Raw genomic sequence first — 18,336 nt, 5'->3', positions numbered from 1 at the left:
GCGTAGCTCAGTTGGTAGAGCACGGGATTGTGACTCCCGTTGTCGAGGGTTCGATCCCCTTCGTCCACCCCATATTCTGAAAAGGCGCCAGATTAATCATCTGGCGCCTTTGCTTTAAGAGCTTTATGCGCGGATGTGGTGGAATTGGTAGACACACTGGATTTAGGTTCCAGCGCCGCGAGGCGTAAGAGTTCGAGTCTCTTCATCCGCACCAATTAAAGCATTGCTCGGTCGACAGGCGGGGCAGGGCTCAACAAAGAAGTGGTTTGGTTTCTTTGTTAACGCAATATGGTGGGCGTAGCTCAGTTGGTAGAGCACGGGATTGTGACTCCCGTTGTCGAGGGTTCGATCCCCTTCGTCCACCCCATATTCGAAAGGCGCCAGATTTAACAGTCTGGCGCCTTTTTTGGTTTTGGCGGTTCGTATATCCGGCGTCTGCAGGTGTTGGATCGGATTGGCGGGGTGCTTCATCGCATTTATGTTTCTCGATGATGCTGTGCTGTCTGTCGGTCCTGCACGCAGCGTCGTGCGCCAGGGCGGTGACTGGCTCCTTCTATATATAGAAGAGGCGGTGCAGAGCCCTGGCGTGATTGGCTGGTTTTGTCGCCGGGGCGAGGTGCATCAGTGCCTTCGTACCGATAAAACGCCAGCTGTTTTCGCACGTATTTCCAGTAGGGTGACTTCTTGAGTTTGACCCACTAGAATGCATGCCCTTGATTGGGGTCGGAAATGGCCGGCTAACGTCTGTGCAACGAGGAATATCCATGCAAGTTTCTGTTGAAAATACTACTGCTATCGAGCGCCGCCTGAGCATCACCGTGCCAGCAGAGCGTATCGAGACTGCGGTCAACAAGCGTCTGCAGCAGACTGCCCAGAAGGCCAAGATCGCTGGTTTCCGTCCAGGCAAAGTGCCGATGAGCGAAATCAAGCGTCGTTTTGGTGCCGATGCGCGCCAGGAAGCTGTAGGTGACGTGATCCAGGCTTCTTTCTACGAAGCTGTTGTCGAGCACAAGCTGAACCCAGCGGGTTCGCCTTCCATCGAGCCTAAGTCCCTCGAAGCTGGCAAGGACCTGGAATACGTTGCCGTATTCGAAGTGTTTCCTGAGTTCGAAGTAGCTGGTTTCGACGGTATCGAAGTCGAGCGCCTGAGCGCCGACGTTGCTGATGCCGATCTGGACAACATGCTGGAAATCCTGCGCAAGCAGAACACCCGTTTCGAAGTGGCCGACCGTGCCGCCCAGAACGAAGATCAGTTGAACATCGATTTCGTAGGCAAGGTTGACGGCGAAGTGTTCGCTGGCGGCTCCGCCAAGGGCACTCAGCTGGTGCTGGGTTCCAACCGCATGATCCCTGGTTTCGAAGACGGCCTGGTTGGCGCTAAAGCCGGCGAAGAGCACGTCCTGAAGCTGAAATTCCCTGCTGACTACCAGAACCTGGACCTGGCCGGCAAAGCCGTCGAGTTCACCGTGACCGTCAACAGCGTTTCCGAGCCTAAGCTGCCAGAACTGAACGAAGAATTCTTCGCCCAGTTCGGTATCAAGGAAACCGGCATCGAAGGCTTCCGCACCGAAGTTCGCAAGAACATGGAGCGCGAGCTGCGTCAGGCCATCAAGTCCAAGGTCAAGAACCAGGTGATGGACGGTCTGCTGGCCGCCAACCCGATCGAAGTGCCTAAGGCTCTGCTGTCCAACGAAGTGGATCGCCTGCGCGTTCAAGCGGTCCAGCAGTTTGGTGGCAACATCAAGCCTGACCAGTTGCCGGCCGAGCTGTTCGAAGAACAAGCCAAGCGCCGCGTTGTGCTGGGCCTGGTCGTGGCTGAAGTGGTCAAGCAATTCGACCTCAAGCCTGACGAAGACCGCGTTCGCGAAATGATCCAGGAAATGGCCTCGGCCTACCAGGAGCCTGAGCAGGTCGTGGCTTGGTACTACAAGAACGACCAGCAACTGAACGAAGTACGTTCGGTTGTGCTGGAAGAACAAGTTGTGGATACTGTTCTGCAGAAGGCTAAGGTGACCGATAAAGCGGTCTCTTACGAAGAAGCAGTCAAACCGGCGCAAGCAGCACAAGCCGACTGATTGTCCAACTCGTTGGAAATATAACCATAAGCCAGCCTCGCGCTGGCTTATGCGTTTTCAAGACATGACTATTTGGGAGTAACTGCAGAGCATGTTCCGTAATTCCTATATTCAGCAGAACTCTGATATCCAGGCCGCTGGCGGCCTGGTCCCGATGGTTGTCGAGCAGTCCGCTCGTGGCGAACGTGCCTACGATATCTACTCGCGCCTGCTCAAGGAGCGAGTGATCTTTCTGGTGGGTCCGGTAGAGGACTACATGGCCAACCTGATCTGTGCGCAACTGCTGTTCCTTGAAGCGGAAAACCCGGACAAGGACATCCATCTCTACATCAACTCACCGGGCGGTTCGGTAACAGCGGGCATGTCGATCTACGACACCATGCAGTTCATCAAGCCGAACGTATCGACGACCTGTATTGGTCAGGCCTGCAGCATGGGTGCATTCCTGCTGACCGCCGGTGCCGAGGGCAAGCGTTACTGCCTGCCGAACTCGCGCGTGATGATTCACCAGCCGCTGGGCGGTTTCCAGGGCCAGGCGTCGGATATCGAAATCCACGCCAAGGAAATCCTCTTCATCCGCGAGCGCCTCAATACGCTGATGGCCAAGCACAGTGGGCACACGCTGGAAGAAATCGAGCGCGACACCAACCGCGACAACTTCATGAGCGCCGAAGCCGCACGTGAATACGGGTTGATCGACGCAGTGATCGAAAAGCGCCCCGCTTAATATAAGCAGCTCAAAATAGGGCAGGTCGGATTATCCGATCACTGGCGGGCTTGAAAAAGCCCGCATTAGCCTTCATCTTGTGTTGCAAGCCTATCGGATTTGGATCGAACGAATGACTGACACCCGCAACGGCGAGGACAACGGCAAGCTGCTCTATTGCTCCTTCTGTGGCAAAAGCCAGCATGAAGTACGCAAATTGATTGCCGGCCCCTCGGTCTTTATCTGCGACGAATGCGTCGACCTGTGCAATGACATCATCCGTGAGGAGGTGCAGGAAGCCCAGGCCGAGAGCAGCGCGCATAAATTGCCTTCGCCTAAAGAAATCAGCGGCATCCTTGACCAATACGTCATCGGTCAAGAGCGTGCAAAGAAGGTTCTGGCCGTAGCGGTGTATAACCACTACAAGCGTCTGAACCAGCGTGACAAGAAAGGCGACGAAGTCGAACTCGGCAAGAGCAACATCTTGCTGATCGGTCCTACAGGCTCGGGTAAAACCCTGCTTGCTGAGACCCTCGCTCGTCTGCTCAACGTTCCCTTCACCATCGCCGACGCCACCACCCTCACCGAGGCTGGCTACGTGGGCGAGGATGTCGAGAACATCATTCAGAAACTGCTGCAGAAGTGCGACTACGACGTAGAGAAGGCCCAGATGGGTATTGTCTACATCGACGAAATCGACAAGATTTCGCGCAAGTCCGACAACCCGTCGATCACCCGGGACGTTTCCGGTGAAGGCGTGCAGCAGGCGCTGTTGAAACTGATCGAAGGCACGGTTGCTTCCGTACCGCCACAAGGCGGTCGCAAGCACCCGCAGCAGGAATTCCTTCAGGTTGATACGCGTAACATCCTGTTTATCTGTGGCGGTGCGTTCTCGGGGCTGGAAAAGGTTATTCAGCAACGTTCCACCCGTGGCGGCATTGGTTTCAGTGCAGAAGTGCGCAGCAAGGAAGAAGGCAAGAAGGTGGGCGAGTCCCTGCGTGAAGTCGAGCCTGACGATCTGGTCAAGTTCGGTCTGATCCCGGAATTCGTTGGCCGTCTGCCGGTTCTGGCCACGTTGGACGAGCTGGATGAGGCTGCTCTGATTCAGATCCTCACCGAGCCGAAAAACGCCCTGACCAAGCAGTACGCCAAGCTGTTCGAAATGGAAGGCGTGGACCTCGAGTTCCGTACCGATGCACTCAAGTCGGTGGCCAAGCGGGCACTGGAGCGCAAGACCGGTGCACGTGGCCTGCGTTCCATCCTCGAAGGCGTGTTGCTCGACACCATGTACGAAATCCCCTCGCAGTCGGAGGTGAGTAAAGTGGTGATCGACGAAAGCGTTATAGAAGGTAAGTCCAAGCCACTGTATATCTATGAAAACAGTGAGCCGACCGCCAAGGCTGCGCCAGACGCGTAAGCGTTGCGCAGTTTCGGTACAGACAAGGGGCCTCCAGAGGCCCCTTTGTTTTTTCAGATTTTTTTACTGTGTTTAACTGCTGGCAATAAGCTTGTTTTTTTTGCATGCAGCCCCCATCTTGGCTTCATGCTTATTTTTCAACTGTCATAGAGGCGAAATCATGAAGACAACCATCGAATTGCCTCTCCTGCCGTTGCGTGATGTCGTCGTCTATCCGCACATGGTTATCCCGCTGTTCGTGGGGCGCGAGAAGTCTATCGAAGCCCTCGAGGCCGCGATGACGGGCGACAAGCAGATTTTGCTGTTGGCCCAAAAGAATCCAGCTGATGATGATCCAGGCGAAGACGCCTTGTATCGCGTCGGCACCGTTGCCACTGTTCTGCAACTGCTCAAACTGCCGGACGGCACCGTCAAGGTGCTGGTCGAAGGTGAGCAGCGCGGCGCGGTGGAGCGCTTCATGGAGGTGGATGGCCACCTGCGCGCCGAAGTGGCATTGATCGACGAGGTCGAGGCCCCTGAGCGCGAGTCCGAAGTCTTTGTACGCAGCCTGCTCTCGCAGTTCGAGCAGTATGTGCAGTTGGGCAAGAAAGTCCCGGCTGAAGTCCTCTCATCGCTCAACAGCATCGATGAGCCAAGCCGCCTGGTCGATACCATGGCCGCGCACATGGCCCTGAAGATCGAGCAGAAGCAAGACATCCTCGAAATCATCGACCTGTCGACCCGTGTCGAACACGTGCTGGCATTGCTGGATGCCGAAATCGACCTGTTGCAGGTCGAGAAACGCATCCGTGGTCGTGTGAAAAAGCAGATGGAGCGCAGCCAGCGCGAGTACTACCTGAATGAGCAGATGAAGGCCATTCAGAAGGAGCTTGGCGACGGTGAGGAAGGCCACAACGAAATCGAAGAGCTGAAAAAGCGCATCGACGCCGCTGGTCTGCCCAAAGATGCTCTGACCAAAGCCACTGCCGAGCTGAACAAGCTCAAGCAGATGTCGCCCATGTCGGCTGAAGCCACTGTGGTGCGTTCCTACATCGACTGGCTGGTGCAAGTGCCGTGGAAAGCCCAGACCAAGGTGCGCCTGGACCTGACCCGTGCCGAAGAAATCCTCGATGCCGACCACTATGGCCTCGAAGAAGTCAAAGAACGCATCCTCGAATATCTTGCCGTGCAGAAGCGCGTGAAGAAGATCCGGGGTCCGGTGTTGTGCCTGGTCGGTCCTCCTGGTGTGGGTAAAACCTCGCTGGCCGAGTCGATTGCCAGTGCCACCAACCGCAAGTTTGTGCGCATGGCCCTGGGTGGCGTGCGTGACGAGGCGGAAATTCGGGGGCACCGCCGTACGTACATCGGTTCTATGCCCGGTAGATTGATTCAAAAGATGACAAAAGTGGGCGTGCGCAACCCGCTGTTCCTACTCGATGAAATCGACAAAATGGGCAGCGACATGCGTGGCGATCCGGCATCGGCGCTGCTTGAAGTGCTCGACCCGGAGCAGAATCACAATTTCAACGACCATTACCTGGAAGTCGACTACGACCTGTCCGACGTGATGTTTCTGTGCACCTCCAACTCCATGAACATTCCGCCAGCGTTGCTGGACCGGATGGAGGTGATTCGTCTGCCGGGCTACACCGAAGACGAGAAAATCAACATCGCCGTCAAATACCTCGCGCCCAAACAGATTTCGGCCAATGGCTTGAAGAAAGGCGAGATCGAATTTGAGGTCGAGGCGATCCGCGATATCGTCCGCTACTACACTCGCGAGGCCGGCGTACGGGGCCTCGAGCGCCAGATTGCGAAGATTTGCCGCAAGGCAGTCAAAGAGCATGCGCTGGAAAAACGCTTCTCCGTGAAGGTCGTTGCCGACTCCCTGGAACACTTCCTGGGTGTGAAAAAATTCCGTTACGGACTGGCCGAGCAACAGGATCAGGTAGGGCAGGTGACAGGGCTTGCATGGACCCAGGTGGGCGGCGAATTGCTGACTATCGAAGCTGCGGTGATCCCGGGCAAGGGCCAACTGATCAAGACCGGTTCCCTGGGTGACGTGATGGTCGAATCCATCACCGCCGCGCAGACCGTGGTGCGCAGCCGCGCCCGCAGCCTGGGGATTCCCCTGGACTTCCACGAGAAGCACGACACCCACATCCACATGCCGGAAGGGGCGACGCCCAAGGACGGCCCTAGCGCCGGCGTAGGCATGTGCACCGCGCTGGTGTCGGCCCTGACCGGCATTCCGGTGCGCGCCGATGTCGCGATGACCGGGGAAATCACCTTGCGTGGCCAGGTATTGGCCATCGGTGGCCTGAAAGAGAAATTGCTGGCGGCACACCGTGGTGGTATCAAGACCGTGATCATTCCTGAAGAGAATGTTCGCGACTTGAAGGAAATTCCTGACAATATCAAGCAGGATCTGCAGATTAAACCGGTTAAATGGATTGACGAGGTCCTGCAAATTGCGCTGCAATACGCGCCGGAGCCCTTGCCGGATGTGGCTCCGGAGATAGTCGCTAAGGACGAAAAGCGAGAGTCTGATTCCAAGGAAAGAATTAGCACGCATTAATGCGATTTAGCCTGGGGGCTTCCTTGACAGTTTTTTAGAGCCCTTGTTATAAAGCGGCTCTTAAGTGTCTGTAGGCCATTCAGCACTGATTTTTTGCTGTTTACCAAAAAACTTAGAATCATACTCAATAGAAATATAAGGGGACTTAGAGTGAACAAGTCGGAACTGATTGATGCTATCGCTGCATCCGCTGATATCCCGAAAGCTGCTGCTGGCCGTGCGCTGGATGCAGTAATCGAATCCGTCACTGGCGCTCTGAAGGCCGGCGACTCCGTGGTACTGGTAGGCTTCGGTACTTTCTCTGTGACTGACCGCCCAGCTCGCACTGGCCGTAACCCACAGACTGGTAAAGCACTGCAAATCGCTGCTGCCAAGAAACCAGGTTTCAAAGCCGGTAAAGCCCTGAAAGAAGCCGTTAACTAAGCTTCGATCAAGCCTTTGCTTACCCGGGTCGGACGCAGGTCTGGCCTGGCAGCGGAGCGGTAGCTGACCCACGTATTCATTGGGTCGCCACGCCGGGGGTGAGAATTCAAATCCCCGTCCGCTCCGCCAGTTACGAGAAGGCGCATCCTCGGATGCGCCTTTCTTCTATCCGGACTCTACCCACGCTCCACGGTTGCCTATTTTTGAAGTTCAACCGTTTCTGGGGGACGCATGCTGCAAAATATCAGGGACAATTCACAAGGCTGGATTGCCAAGACCATTATCGGGATCATCGTCGCATTGATGGCGTTCACCGGTATCGAAGCCATTTTCCAGGCCTCGGGTACTAACAAGCAGGACGTGGCCAAGGTCAACGGTGAAGCCATCACCCAGCCCGAGCTGAGCCAGGCCGTCGATATGCAACGTCGCCAGCTGATGCAACAGCTCGGCAAGGATTTCGATGCTTCGCTGCTGGACGAAAAACTGCTGCGCGATGCGGCCCTCAAGGGGCTGATCGATCGCAAACTGCTGCTGCAAGGCGCGGCCGATTCGAAGTTCGGCTTCTCTGAAGCTGCGCTGGACCAAGTGATCCTGCAAACGCCGGAATTCCAGGTGGACGGCAAGTTCAATGCCGAACGCTTTGACCAGGTGATCCGTCAGTTGGGCTACAGCCGTCTGCAGTTCCGTCAGATGCTGACCCAGGAAATGCTGATCGGCCAGGTTCGCGCAGGTATTGCGGGCAGCGGTTTCGTCACTGATGCCGAAGTGCTGGCGTTCGCCCGTCTGGAAAAACAGACCCGCGATTTCGCCACCGTGAACCTCAAGGCCAACCCTGCGGCGGTGAAACTCACCGACGACGAGGTCAAGGCTTACTACGACCAACATGCCAAAGAGTTCATGACCCCCGACCAGGTGGTCATCGACTATCTGGAATTGAAGAAGTCGTCCTTCTTCGACCAGGTCACCGTCAAGGATGATGAGCTGCAGGCCGCCTACGAGAAAGAAACCGCCAACCTCGCTGAGCAGCGTCGTGCCGCGCATATCCTGATTGAAGTCAACGACAAGGTCACCGAGGCGCAAGCCAAGGCCAAGATCGAAGAAATCCAGGCACGCCTGGCCAAGGGTGAGAAGTTCGACGCCCTGGCCAAGGAGTTCTCCCAGGATCCAGGTTCGGCCAACAATGGTGGCGACCTTGGCTTTGCCGGCCCTGGTGTCTACGACCCGGATTTCGAAACCGCCCTGTACGCGTTGAAGCAGGACCAGGTCTCGGCGCCGGTACGCAGTACCTTCGGTTGGCACTTGATCAAGCTGCTCGGCGTTGAAGCACCTGAAGTGCCGACGTTTGCCAGCCTGAAAGACAAGCTGACGCGTGAACTCAAGGCCCAGCAGGTCGAACAGCGTTTCGTCGAAGCAACCAAGCAATTGGAAGATGCGGCATTCGAAGCGTCCGATCTGGCTCAACCCGCGTCCGACCTCAAGCTGACCGTGCATACCTCCGCGCCATTTGGCCGTGAAGGTGGCGAAGGTGTTGCGGCCAACCGTGCCGTGGTCACCGCCGCGTTCAGCCCGGAAGTGCTGGATGAGGGAGCCAACAGCACCGCCATCGAGCTGGATCCGGAAACCATCATCGTGCTGCGTGCCAAAGAGCACCGCAAGCCTGCACAACTGCCGCTGGAAAGCGTTGCAGCGGCGATCCGCACCCAGATGGCCAAGGAACGCGCCAGCGCGGCGGCCAAGACTCACGCTGACGAACTGATCGCCAGCCTGCGTGATGGCAAGACCCCGCTGAATCAGCCGGTCGACGGCCAAGCCTGGAAAGTCACCGAAGCGGCTAGCCGTAGCGCGGAAGCGGTTGATCCTGCCGTGCTGCAAGCCCTGTTCCGCATGCCCAAGCCTGCGGCCAAGGACAAGCCGACCTTTACCACCGTGACCCTGGCTGACGGTAGCCTGGTGATCGTGCGCTTGAACGGCGTGAACGAAGCGAGCGCCCCAACGGACGAAGAAAAGGCACAATACCGCCGCTTCCTCGCTTCCCGTGTCGGCCAGCAGGACTTCGCGGCTTACCGTAAGCAGTTGGAAACCCAGGCTGACATCAAGAAGTACTGATGGCGGTTTGAATAAAAGCCCCCGGCCTGAAAAGTCCGGGGGCTTTTTTTTGCGCCGAGGCCAGGATGGTAGAGCACCCCGCAGGTGGCAGCTGTTCCTGGAGGCCCCGTCGCATACGCCTGTGACGTTTTACCGACAGGAATGCGCGCGCCAAGGCCACTTTCTGTTGCACAATACCGGCCAGACCGTTTTCCTCAGGATTATCAATGTCGACATCATTTTACTTGCGCAGCCTCGGGGTGGCGCTGGTGTTGGCGGGCGCCGCGGGCTGCTCGTCACCCAAGACCGCTATTTACGAACATGAGAGCTTCGACGACTCCGGTACGTTTTCCCGGGATTACCCGGTCAGTGATACCGCTGCGTGCGAAGCTGCCCGGCGTGCCTTGCTGAGCCAGGGCTACATCATCACCAGCAGCGATCCGAAGCTGGTGGTGGGTAACAAGAGTTTCCAGCAGACCGGCGAAACCCATCTGCAGATCAGTTTCAACGTGGTGTGCGCCGATGACGGCAAAGGCACCCACCATTCGACGATGTTTGCCAACGCCTTGCAGGACCGCTACGCGTTGAAAAAGGTCAACAACTCGGCGAGCCTGGGTGTGGGCGTGCTGGGCTCGGTGTCGATGCCGATCGGCTCCACCGATGACTCGATGGTGAAAGTGGCCAGCGAGACCGTTTCGGCACCGAAGTTCTACGAGCGTTACTTTGCGCTGGTGGACGTGTTCCTGCCTCAGGAAGTAAAAAAGGCCGCGCATATTTCCGAGCAGCCGAAGGCGGAGCTGGGTGTGCCGGAACCCAAGGCCATACCGGCTGCCGAGAAGGTCGAAGCGCCGAAAGAGGACCCCGCCGCTTCGCAGCCTCTGGCACCGCCGGCCGAGCCTGCGCCGATCGCGCCTCAGCCAGAGCCGACAGCGGCACCGACCGAGACACCGACACAGGCACCGATACCTGCACCGGCGCCGACCAATCCGGACCTGCCTGCGCCGACAGAGGCGATTCCACCGCTGCCGACACCTGCGCAGTAAATCAGACTGCTGCGGGGTCGGCTTTGTCGACGTTGATCCCGTAGAGTTTGATCGCCCCACTGACTTTATTGCGACCGATCACGCCGTCATCGGCCAGTGCCTTCAAGGCCGCCAGTGCGATGAAGTGTCGATCCACTTCGAAGAATTCGCGCAAGGTTTCCTGCGTATCCGATTGCCCGAAGCCGTCGGTGCCCAGCGCCACGAAGCGTCGGTTCGGCACGAAAGGGCGGATCTGGTCGGCGAACAGTTTCATGTAGTCCGTTGCCACCACCACCGGCCCCGTGTGTCCGGCCAGGCCTTGCTCCACATAACTCACGCGTGGCGCATTTTCCGGGTGCAACAGGTTCCAGCGCTCGGCCGCCTGCCCATCAGTTGCACCTGGGCCTGCGGGGCGACGCTCAGTGGGTACATACCCTTGAGAATGCCTTCTTCCACACCTTCGGGCATCGCCGGGTGGGGGTAGTTTTCGTTGAGCAGGGTGATGTAGTAGTAAATGTCCTCTTGCTCCACATACATGCGCCGCATGCCTTCGCGAATGATCACCGCCAGTTCGTAGGCAAAGGTTGGGTCATAGGACACACAGCACGGAATCACCGAGGCCAGGATATGGCTATGCCCATCGTCGTGCTGCAAGCCTTCGCCCATCAGCGTGGGCCCGGCCGTAGCGCCCAGCAGGAAGCCACGCGCCCGCGCATCGCCTGCCGCCCAGGCCAGGTCACCGACGCGCTGGAAGCCGAACATCGAATAGAAAATAGAGAACGGCACGGTCATCAGGCCGTGGTTGCTGTAGGACGTACTCGCCGCAATCCACGAGGAAATTGCGCCGGACTCATTCAGGCCTTCCTGCATGATCTGTCCGTCTTTGCTCTCCTTGTAGTAGCTCAATTGCCCGGCGTCCTGGGGCGTATAAAGCTGGCCTACGGCGGAGTGGATGCCGATCTGCCGGAACAGGCTTTCCATGCCGAAGGTGCGTGATTCATCCGGCACGATGGGCACGATGGGCACGATCAGCTTGCCCACCTGTGGGTCTTTGAGCAGGGTGCCGAGGATGCGTACGAACGCCATGGTGGTGGAAATGGCACGCTCGCCGGTGTCCTTGAGTTGGGTGGCGAAGTTCGGGGATCTGCAGCGAGTCGACGGCACTGTGGCGCGCCGGCACGTTTGCAACCTTCTTGAAATCCCCCGGATGGTATTGCATGTCGTCGAAAGAGCCTGATGTCTGGTTCCGTTTTGTCCGGGCCCACAGGACGGTCTTCCGTGAAATCGAACGCCGCCTGGCCGAGGCAAACCTGCCGCCTTACGCCTGGTATGACGCCTTATGGGGCTTGGAAAGCGGCCCCGACGGCACCCGCCGCATGCACGAATTGGCCGATGTGCTGGCCATCGAGCGCTACAACCTCACGCGCCTGGTAGACCGCCTGGAAAAAGACGGCCTGGTGGTGCGTTCACGCTCCGATGGCGATGGTCGCGCGGCGTTTGCCTCGATTACCGAGGCCGGGCGGGTGTTGCGTAAAAAAATGTGGAAGGTCTACGAAAGCACGGTGGATGAACTGTTTTTGTCGCAGATCGAGCCGCAGCAGCGCCAGGGGTTTGCCGATGCGCTGGAGCGCACGGCGGGGCTGGCGATGGACGCGGGTGCGCAGACTCGCAGTCGACGCAAATCCTGAAGCATAACGAAGAGTCCCTGTGGGAGCTGGCGTTTCGAATCGTCGCACCGCTGCGATCAAACCCTTGCTACGCGTCATCCTGTTGATGTGATGTAGATACCTAAATCCGGATAACGCTGCTACGTTTAATCCTGAAGGGCGGGAATGTCATGACGCAGACTTTTTTTCGTCATGACGGCACTTTAGGCTGGCTATGCAGGTCATTAATCCTGCAACCGCTTTTAACAAAGAAGAGGAGTCCACGATGGACGATTATCAGGAAGAACTGCTGGAGTACCAGGCCTTTGAATGGGATCCGCTGGATCCGGCCGACGACGCCACCGAGCTGTAAGACCGACTTCAGGCGCAATGCCGTTGACTGCGGCGAAATTCGCCTGGGGTCTGGTTATTCCACCGCCTGAATGCCCGTTGAAACGCTTGGGCCGAGGCAAAACCGAGCAAGTAGGCGATCTCGCCGAACGCCAGTTCCGTATCGCGAATGTAGGTCATGGCCAGGTCGCGGCGGGTATCGTTGAGAATCGCGCGGAACTGAGTGCCTTCCTCGGCCAGTTTGCGGCGCAGTGTCCAGGTCGGCAGCTTCAAGCGTGCCGCCACTTCTTCAAGGTCGGGTTCCCGGCCGCCATGGAGCATCGGCCCGAGCAGTCGGGTAATGCGCTCGCGCAGGCTGCGGGTGCGCGTCAGTTGCTCCAGTTCCCGTTCACACAGTTGCAGCAACAGTTGCCAGGTGCTCGGGCAATGGTCCGGATTGCGCAGGGCCAGGGTTGGCTGGCTGAGGCGCAGTTGATTGGCAGCGGCGCCGAAGTGGATCGGGCTGGTACCCAACAGGCTGTAGTGCTCACTGTAGTCCGGGGCGTCGAATTCAATGTCGATCCGCTGCGCCTGTACCGGTTGTCGAGCCAGGCTGGAGAGCTGATGCAGCCAGCTGGACAGGATCGAATCGACCACAAAGCGGTTGTAGGCGTTATAGGGGCTGATGGAATAGAAACGCAGCCAGGCACCTTCCGCGTCCTCATGAAAACTCGATTGCCCACGGTAGTTGGACCCATACAGCGGCTCGAAGCGCGTCAGTGTGCGAGCGGCTTCGCGTACGGTGGGTGCCTGGGCGGCGGTGACTCCGGCCAGGCCCGCCTGGCTCAAACGGCTGAATTGCCCCATACGCAGGCCCAACGCTGGGTCGCCGGTCAGTTGGATGGCCGCATGGCCCAGGCGCATGTAGCGCGGGATCGACAACCGCGCGCCGGCTTCGGCGAGGCGGGCGGGGTCGAGACCGTATTGCAGCAGCAGCGGTTGCGGGTCCAGGCCGTGGCTGGCGACGGCATCGGCCAGGGTGTGTACGAAACCCACCGACAGATCTCCCAGACGCACCGGCTTCATGGCGTTACAGCCAGATATTCAGTAAGCGTGCGCCACGGGCGTCGCCGTCGGCGCTGATCTGCCCGTTGTGGCTCAGAAAGCTTTGCCCGGCGGTGCCCAGGTCCCAGAACTGTCCACGCAGGAAGACGCTCACGCCGGCGCCTGCCTGGCTCACCGGCGGCTGGCTGATCAAGGTGAGGCGACGCCACGCTTGGCCTTCGCTGAGTTCTTCGGGTTTGAGGCTGATTTCCTGCGGCGTAGACACGCTTTTGAAGCCGCGCCACGGGCGGTCCCAGGTCTCGCGGCCGAGCACAAAGGCCGGTACCGCGATCAATTGCGCGCCGTGCTCGTTGAGCTTGCGGTAGTTGTCCGGGTACCAGCTGTCACTGCCCACCAGCACACCGAGGCGACCGGCCGGAGTGTCGACCACGCTGATGATGTTTTCGTCGCCAGGCTCGATAAACCCACGCTCATCGTAGATCGGGTACAGCTGGCGCTGCGGATCACCGACCGGCAGGCCGTCCGCCGCGAACACCACGCTGGCGTTGTACAGCGCGCCGTGGCCGACCTGCAGTTGCCCCTGGCTCACACTGGGATTGGGCAGCGTGATGGAGCCGGCTACCAGCGTGACCCCGAACTCCTTGGCCAACCCACCAAACAGCACCTGGTAATCACGTGCCATCGCCGGCGCTTTCATGCGCAGGTAGGCATCGTTGGTGCGGTCATCGCCGGTAGCGCTGATCCAGGCGCGCAGGAACTGCAGCGGGTTGCTGATCGACAGCCAGTGCATGGCATCCTTGGCGTGCAGCGCCTGGTACACCTCATTTTTTTCGCCGGTCAGCATCAGCCAGGTGCCGATATGCTCGGGCAGCACCACGATGGTCTTGTCATTGATCAGGCCTTGGTCCCGTGCGTTGCGCAGGTAGGCGGCGAGTTTCAGGTGCAGGCGTTCCAGGCTCTGGTAGTCGGCGGGGAACAGCTCCGGCTGGATGCCCAGCAGGTTGCCGCGGTCGGCAGGCTGGCCCTCGTTGACCGCGAGGGTGCTGCGCAGGTCCGACAGGTAATGCGCCACGGGGCGCTCCTGAGTCCAGACCAGGTACGCGGCAACGGCGGCAACCAGAGCCAGGGTGACGGTAAAAGCGAGAAGTTTGCGCATGGGGCAACAGACAACAGACCGGGTGCAGGGTTCGTTGACTAGGGTAGGGCCCCGGCAGCGGCTTGCCAAGGGGTGCTGTGCATTTGGATCAATAAGTTGTGAGTTTCGGTCATTGAGCGGTAGGGCACCGACTCTTAGTCTGTGGGATATAAACCGATGGGGCGTCATTCGAACGTCCCACGTCCCGTGATGATCCGTTGTGGAGCTGTACCATGACCGCTGCTGCCTATCCGCATCTGTTGGCCCCGTTGGACCTGGGTTTTACCACCTTGCGCAATCGTACCCTGATGGGTTCGATGCACACCGGCCTTGAAGAAAAGCCTGGCGGTTTCGAGCGCATGGCCGCCTATTTCGCCGAGCGCGCCCGTGGCGGCGTGGGCCTGATGGTTACCGGTGGCATTGGCCCGAACGATGAAGGCGGGGTGTACGCCGGCGCGGCCAAGTTGACCACCGACGAAGAAGCGCAGAAGCACAGGATCGTCACCCAGGCGGTGCACGCGGCGGGCGGTAAGATCTGCATGCAGATCCTTCACGCCGGCCGTTATGCCTACAGCCCCAAGCAGGTGGCGCCAAGCGCGATCCAGGCGCCGATCAACCCGTTCAAGCCCAAGGAGTTGGACGAAGAGGGCATCGAAAAGCAGATCCGGGATTTTGTCACCTGCTCGCTCTTGGCCCAGGTGGCCGAGTACGACGGCGTGGAAATCATGGGTTCCGAAGGTTATTTCATTAACCAGTTCCTGGCCGCCCACACCAACCACCGCACCGACCGTTGGGGCGGCAGCTATGAAAACCGCATGCGCCTGGCGGTGGAAATCGTCAGCCGTGTGCGCGCAGCGGTTGGTCCGAATTTCATCATTATCTTCCGCCTGTCGATGCTCGACCTGGTGGAAGGCGGCAGCACCTGGGAAGAAATCGTGCAGTTGGCCAAGGCCATCGAGCAGGCCGGCGCGACGATTATCAATACGGGTATCGGCTGGCACGAAGCGCGTATCCCGACCATTGCCACCAAGGTGCCGCGTGGCGCGTTCAGCAAAGTGACCGCCAAATTACGCGGTGCGGTGCGGATTCCGTTGATCACCACCAACCGCATCAACACCCCTGAAATCGCCGAGCGGATCCTTGCCGAAGGCGATGCGGACATGGTCTCCATGGCGCGGCCGTTCCTGGCTGACCCGGAGTTCGTCAACAAGGCCGCCGCCGGCCGTGCCGATGAAATCAACACCTGCATCGGCTGCAACCAGGCCTGCCTGGACCACACTTTTGGCGGCAAGCTGACGACCTGTCTGGTTAACCCGCGCGCGTGCTACGAGACCGAACTGAATTACCTGCCGGTGCAACAGATCAAGAAAATTGCCGTGGTCGGCGCCGGCCCTGCCGGCCTGGCCGCTGCGACGGTCGCGGCCGAGCGGGGCCACCAGGTGACGCTGTTCGATTCGGCCAGCGAAATCGGCGGTCAGTTCAACATCGCCAAGCGCGTGCCGGGCAAAGAAGAGTTTTTCGAAACCCTGCGCTACTTCAAACGCAAGTTGCAGACCACCCATGTCGAACTGTGCCTCGACACCCGTGTGGATGTGGCGCAACTGACGGCCGGTGGCTACGACGAAATCATCCTGGCCACTGGCATTGCGCCGCGTACGCCGGCCATTCCAGGCGTGGAAAACGCCAAGGTACTGAGCTACCTGGACGTGATCCTTGAACGCAAACCGGTGGGCAAGCGCGTCGCGGTGATCGGCGCCGGTGGTATTGGTTTTGACGTGTCGGAATTCCTCGTGCATCAAGGTGTGTCCACCAGCCTGGACCGCGAAGCGTTCTGGAAGGAGTGGGGCATCGACACCCAGCTGCAAGCCCGTGGCGGCGTGGCCGGGATCAAGCCCGAGCGCCATGCGCCGGCGCGTGAGGTATTCCTGCTGCAACGCAAGGCGTCCAAGGTCGGCGACGGCCTGGGCAAGACCACCGGCTGGATCCACCGCACCGGGTTGAAGAACAAGCAGGTGCAAATGCTCAACAGTGTCGAGTACCTGAAAATCGACGATGACGGCCTGCATATCCGCATCGGCGCCGAAGGCGAGCCACAGGTGTTGGCGGTGGACAACATCGTGATTTGCGCCGGCCAGGACCCGTTGCGTGAACTGCACGACGGCCTGGTCGCGGCCGGCCAGAACGTGCACCTGATCGGCGGTGCGGACGTGGCGGCCGAGCTGGATGCCAAGCGCGCCATCAACCAGGGCTCGCGCCTTGCCGCCGAGCTGTAAAGAGCGAGCGGTCAACCAAAGGTGCGGTGTTAGACTACCGCACCTTTTTTCATGCAGATGCGCCCCCCATGGGTCCCTTCGATTGGCTGCCCCAGGCTCCCCTTGAACCCTTGCAGTTGGACTGGCTGAACGGGGTCGAACTGGCCGTGCTGCGCCTGGACCGCATCGACCCGCTGATCAGCGGCAACAAGTGGTTCAAGCTCACCGAGCACCTGACCCAGGCCCGACAGGCCGGTGCCCACGGCATCATCAGCCTGGGGGGTGCCTACTCCAACCATCTGCACGCACTGGCGGCGGCGGGCAAACGCTTTGGTTTTCCCACCGTCGGCCTGCTGCGCGGCCATCGGCAAGACACACCCACCGTCCTGGACTTGAAAGCGTTCGGCATGCAGCTGCATTGGCTGGGTTACGGCGGCTATCGCGCGCGTCATGAGCCGGGTTTCTGGGCGTCGTGGCGTGAGCTTTATCCGCACCTGTTTCCCGTGCCCGAAGGGGGCGGCGGATTGGCCGGCGCAACAGGTTGCAGGGTGCTGGTCGAACAGGCCCGCGCGCAATTGAGCAACCTGGGCTGGCCCGACTACGACGCCTGGTGGCTGGCGGCGGGCACCGGCACCACACTGGCCGGGTTGGTACTGGCCGAGGCGGGCGCGCATCCGGTGTACGGCGCGCTGGCCGTGCCGGACGATCACGGGGTGGCGCAGAACGTGAGCGCCCTTGTGTCAGGCGGCTATGAACTGGTGGACGCCAGCCGCGGCGGTTTCGCCAAGGTCGATCCGGTGTTGCTCGACTTCATTGAAACCACCGAGCAAGCCTGCGGGCTGCTACTGGAACCGCTCTACACCGGTAAGGCCCTGCTGGCGTTGAAACAACAGATCGAGGCCGGACGTATCGCACCCGACACTCGCCTGATCTTCGTGCACACCGGCGGCCTGCAAGGTCGCCGAGGGTTTACAGCCTAGCGCGCTTGCCCGGCATCATGCGCAAGGCGGTGTTATCGCGCACTACGTAATGGTGAAAGATGCCCGCCAATGCATGCAGCCCGATCAGCCAATAACCGAGCTTGCCGAACCACACGTGCCAGCCTTCAATCTGCTTGGCCAGGGCCTTGTTCTCGCCAATCAACGGCGGCAACTCCATGCCGTAGAACAGCACCGAATGCCCTTCGGCGCTGACGACCAACCAACCGGCGATCGGCATACCGATCATCAATGCGTAAAGCGCCAAGTGCATCAGCGTGGCCAACAGGCTTTGCCATTGCGGCGGCGCCGGTTCGATCTTCGGTGCAACTCCCAGGCTGCGTGCAAACAGTCGCAGCCACACCAGCACAAACACGGTGAGGCCGAGCATGAAGTGCATCTCGACGATCAGCGTGCGGGCGCCGCTGCCTTTGGGGAACTGGCCGCGTAATTCAATGCAGGCGTAGACCACCGCCAGCAGCACCACCATCAACCAGTGCAGCGCAATCGACATGGTGCTGTAGCGCGTATCGGAATTTTTCCACGGCATCGCTGGGTTTCCTCATTTCATCAGGGCAAGCCTGTGGTGAGGGAGCTTGCTCCCGCTGGACTGCGTAGCAGTCCCCATTCTTTGTAAACAAAGAGC

Annotated in this window: 14 protein-coding genes, 2 tRNA genes and 1 pseudogene; 13 read left to right on the top strand and 4 right to left on the bottom strand. The window is 59.4% G+C overall.

The window, feature by feature from the left end; translation table 11 throughout:
* The first annotated feature begins 129 nt into the window (after positions 1-129).
* The 9 genes from V6M90_RS21060 (at position 130) to V6M90_RS21020 (ending at position 10,306) form a co-directional block, all read left to right on the top strand.
* Positions 130-214, top strand: a tRNA-Leu gene (locus tag V6M90_RS21060).
* A gap of 77 nt (positions 215-291) precedes the next feature.
* Positions 292-367, top strand: a tRNA-His gene (locus V6M90_RS21055).
* Between the two features lie 397 nt (positions 368-764).
* On the top strand, positions 765-2,075 hold the full coding sequence (gene tig, locus V6M90_RS21050) for a trigger factor (RefSeq protein ID WP_141064868.1): 1,311 nt from the start codon (positions 765-767) through the stop codon (positions 2,073-2,075).
* Positions 2,076-2,166: 91 nt separating this feature from the next.
* Positions 2,167-2,802: an ATP-dependent Clp endopeptidase proteolytic subunit ClpP gene (gene clpP, locus V6M90_RS21045; protein ID WP_003174822.1), complete on the top strand. Its 636-nt coding sequence runs from the start codon at positions 2,167-2,169 to the stop codon at positions 2,800-2,802.
* A 112-nt stretch (positions 2,803-2,914) separates the two neighbouring features.
* On the top strand, positions 2,915-4,198 hold the full coding sequence (gene clpX / locus V6M90_RS21040) for an ATP-dependent Clp protease ATP-binding subunit ClpX (protein WP_003238279.1): 1,284 nt from the start codon (positions 2,915-2,917) through the stop codon (positions 4,196-4,198).
* 160 nt (positions 4,199-4,358) lie between these two features.
* On the top strand, positions 4,359-6,755 hold the full coding sequence (lon, locus tag V6M90_RS21035; RefSeq protein ID WP_003174820.1) for an endopeptidase La: 2,397 nt from the start codon (positions 4,359-4,361) through the stop codon (positions 6,753-6,755).
* Between the two features lie 150 nt (positions 6,756-6,905).
* Entirely contained in the window at positions 6,906-7,178 is a 273-nt protein-coding gene (locus V6M90_RS21030) for an HU family DNA-binding protein (RefSeq protein ID WP_003174819.1), read from the top strand.
* A 231-nt stretch (positions 7,179-7,409) separates the two neighbouring features.
* Positions 7,410-9,284, top strand: coding sequence for a SurA N-terminal domain-containing protein (locus V6M90_RS21025; RefSeq protein ID WP_003174818.1), 1,875 nt, complete (start codon positions 7,410-7,412; stop codon positions 9,282-9,284).
* A 206-nt stretch (positions 9,285-9,490) separates the two neighbouring features.
* The gene (locus V6M90_RS21020; protein ID WP_332847083.1) at positions 9,491-10,306 is read left to right on the top strand and encodes a DUF2242 domain-containing protein; all 816 of its coding nucleotides are present in this window, start codon (positions 9,491-9,493) and stop codon (positions 10,304-10,306) included.
* A gap of 1 nt (position 10,307) precedes the next feature.
* On the opposite strand, the pseudogene V6M90_RS21015 reads toward V6M90_RS21020, so the two are convergent.
* A pseudogene (locus V6M90_RS21015) lies at positions 10,308-11,465 on the bottom strand (transketolase-like TK C-terminal-containing protein); the annotation flags it as partial.
* Between the two features lie 37 nt (positions 11,466-11,502).
* Here V6M90_RS21015 and V6M90_RS21010 point away from each other — a divergent pair.
* Positions 11,503-11,973, top strand: coding sequence for a MarR family winged helix-turn-helix transcriptional regulator (locus V6M90_RS21010; RefSeq protein ID WP_003174814.1), 471 nt, complete (start codon positions 11,503-11,505; stop codon positions 11,971-11,973).
* A gap of 193 nt (positions 11,974-12,166) precedes the next feature.
* Entirely contained in the window at positions 12,167-12,304 is a 138-nt protein-coding gene (locus tag V6M90_RS21005) for a hypothetical protein (protein WP_176156645.1), read from the top strand.
* Between the two features lie 8 nt (positions 12,305-12,312).
* Here the strand turns inward: V6M90_RS21005 and V6M90_RS21000 are convergent, their stop codons facing one another.
* A complete protein-coding gene (locus V6M90_RS21000; protein WP_003174812.1) occupies positions 12,313-13,347 on the bottom strand; it encodes an AraC family transcriptional regulator in 1,035 nt (344 codons plus the stop codon).
* 4 nt (positions 13,348-13,351) lie between these two features.
* Complete coding sequence (locus tag V6M90_RS20995; RefSeq protein ID WP_305427433.1) at positions 13,352-14,482, bottom strand: carbon-nitrogen hydrolase family protein; 1,131 nt, start codon at positions 14,480-14,482, stop codon at positions 13,352-13,354.
* A 212-nt stretch (positions 14,483-14,694) separates the two neighbouring features.
* Between V6M90_RS20995 and V6M90_RS20990 the strand changes: the two genes are divergently transcribed.
* The gene (locus V6M90_RS20990) at positions 14,695-16,734 is read left to right on the top strand and encodes an NADPH-dependent 2,4-dienoyl-CoA reductase (protein ID WP_003174810.1); all 2,040 of its coding nucleotides are present in this window, start codon (positions 14,695-14,697) and stop codon (positions 16,732-16,734) included.
* A 68-nt stretch (positions 16,735-16,802) separates the two neighbouring features.
* Positions 16,803-17,693 carry a 1-aminocyclopropane-1-carboxylate deaminase/D-cysteine desulfhydrase gene (locus V6M90_RS20985; protein WP_141064872.1) on the top strand — a complete coding sequence of 297 codons (891 nt, stop codon included), beginning with the start codon at positions 16,803-16,805 and terminating at the stop codon, positions 17,691-17,693.
* Here V6M90_RS20985 and V6M90_RS20980 read toward each other — a convergent pair.
* A complete protein-coding gene (locus V6M90_RS20980) occupies positions 17,683-18,240 on the bottom strand; it encodes a cytochrome b (RefSeq protein ID WP_003174808.1) in 558 nt (185 codons plus the stop codon). The genes V6M90_RS20985 and V6M90_RS20980 overlap by 11 nt on opposite strands.
* Positions 18,241-18,336 lie beyond the last annotated feature (96 nt).

The organism is Pseudomonas lactucae, from assembly GCF_036688725.1.
Lineage (GTDB): Bacteria > Pseudomonadota > Gammaproteobacteria > Pseudomonadales > Pseudomonadaceae > Aquipseudomonas > Aquipseudomonas lactucae.
Note: the sequence above shows the minus strand (reverse complement) of the source record. Positions and strands in the feature narration are given on the sequence as shown.

What these genes read in the sequence shown, in the direction of transcription:
- V6M90_RS21005 (WP_176156645.1), top strand. Translation starts at nt 12,167, where the DNA reads ATGCAGGTCATTAATCCTGCAACCGCTTTTAACAAAGAAGAGGAGTCC.
- V6M90_RS21025 (WP_003174818.1), top strand. Translation starts at nt 7,410, where the DNA reads ATGCTGCAAAATATCAGGGACAATTCACAAGGCTGGATTGCCAAGACC.
- V6M90_RS21020 (WP_332847083.1), top strand. Translation starts at nt 9,491, where the DNA reads ATGTCGACATCATTTTACTTGCGCAGCCTCGGGGTGGCGCTGGTGTTG.
- clpX (WP_003238279.1), top strand. Translation starts at nt 2,915, where the DNA reads ATGACTGACACCCGCAACGGCGAGGACAACGGCAAGCTGCTCTATTGC.
- V6M90_RS20990 (WP_003174810.1), top strand. Translation starts at nt 14,695, where the DNA reads ATGACCGCTGCTGCCTATCCGCATCTGTTGGCCCCGTTGGACCTGGGT.
- V6M90_RS20980 (WP_003174808.1), bottom strand. Translation starts at nt 18,240, where the DNA reads ATGCCGTGGAAAAATTCCGATACGCGCTACAGCACCATGTCGATTGCG.
- V6M90_RS21000 (WP_003174812.1), bottom strand. Translation starts at nt 13,347, where the DNA reads ATGAAGCCGGTGCGTCTGGGAGATCTGTCGGTGGGTTTCGTACACACC.
- V6M90_RS20985 (WP_141064872.1), top strand. Translation starts at nt 16,803, where the DNA reads ATGGGTCCCTTCGATTGGCTGCCCCAGGCTCCCCTTGAACCCTTGCAG.
- V6M90_RS20995 (WP_305427433.1), bottom strand. Translation starts at nt 14,482, where the DNA reads ATGCGCAAACTTCTCGCTTTTACCGTCACCCTGGCTCTGGTTGCCGCC.
- V6M90_RS21010 (WP_003174814.1), top strand. Translation starts at nt 11,503, where the DNA reads ATGTCGTCGAAAGAGCCTGATGTCTGGTTCCGTTTTGTCCGGGCCCAC.
- clpP (WP_003174822.1), top strand. Translation starts at nt 2,167, where the DNA reads ATGTTCCGTAATTCCTATATTCAGCAGAACTCTGATATCCAGGCCGCT.
- lon (WP_003174820.1), top strand. Translation starts at nt 4,359, where the DNA reads ATGAAGACAACCATCGAATTGCCTCTCCTGCCGTTGCGTGATGTCGTC.
- tig (WP_141064868.1), top strand. Translation starts at nt 765, where the DNA reads ATGCAAGTTTCTGTTGAAAATACTACTGCTATCGAGCGCCGCCTGAGC.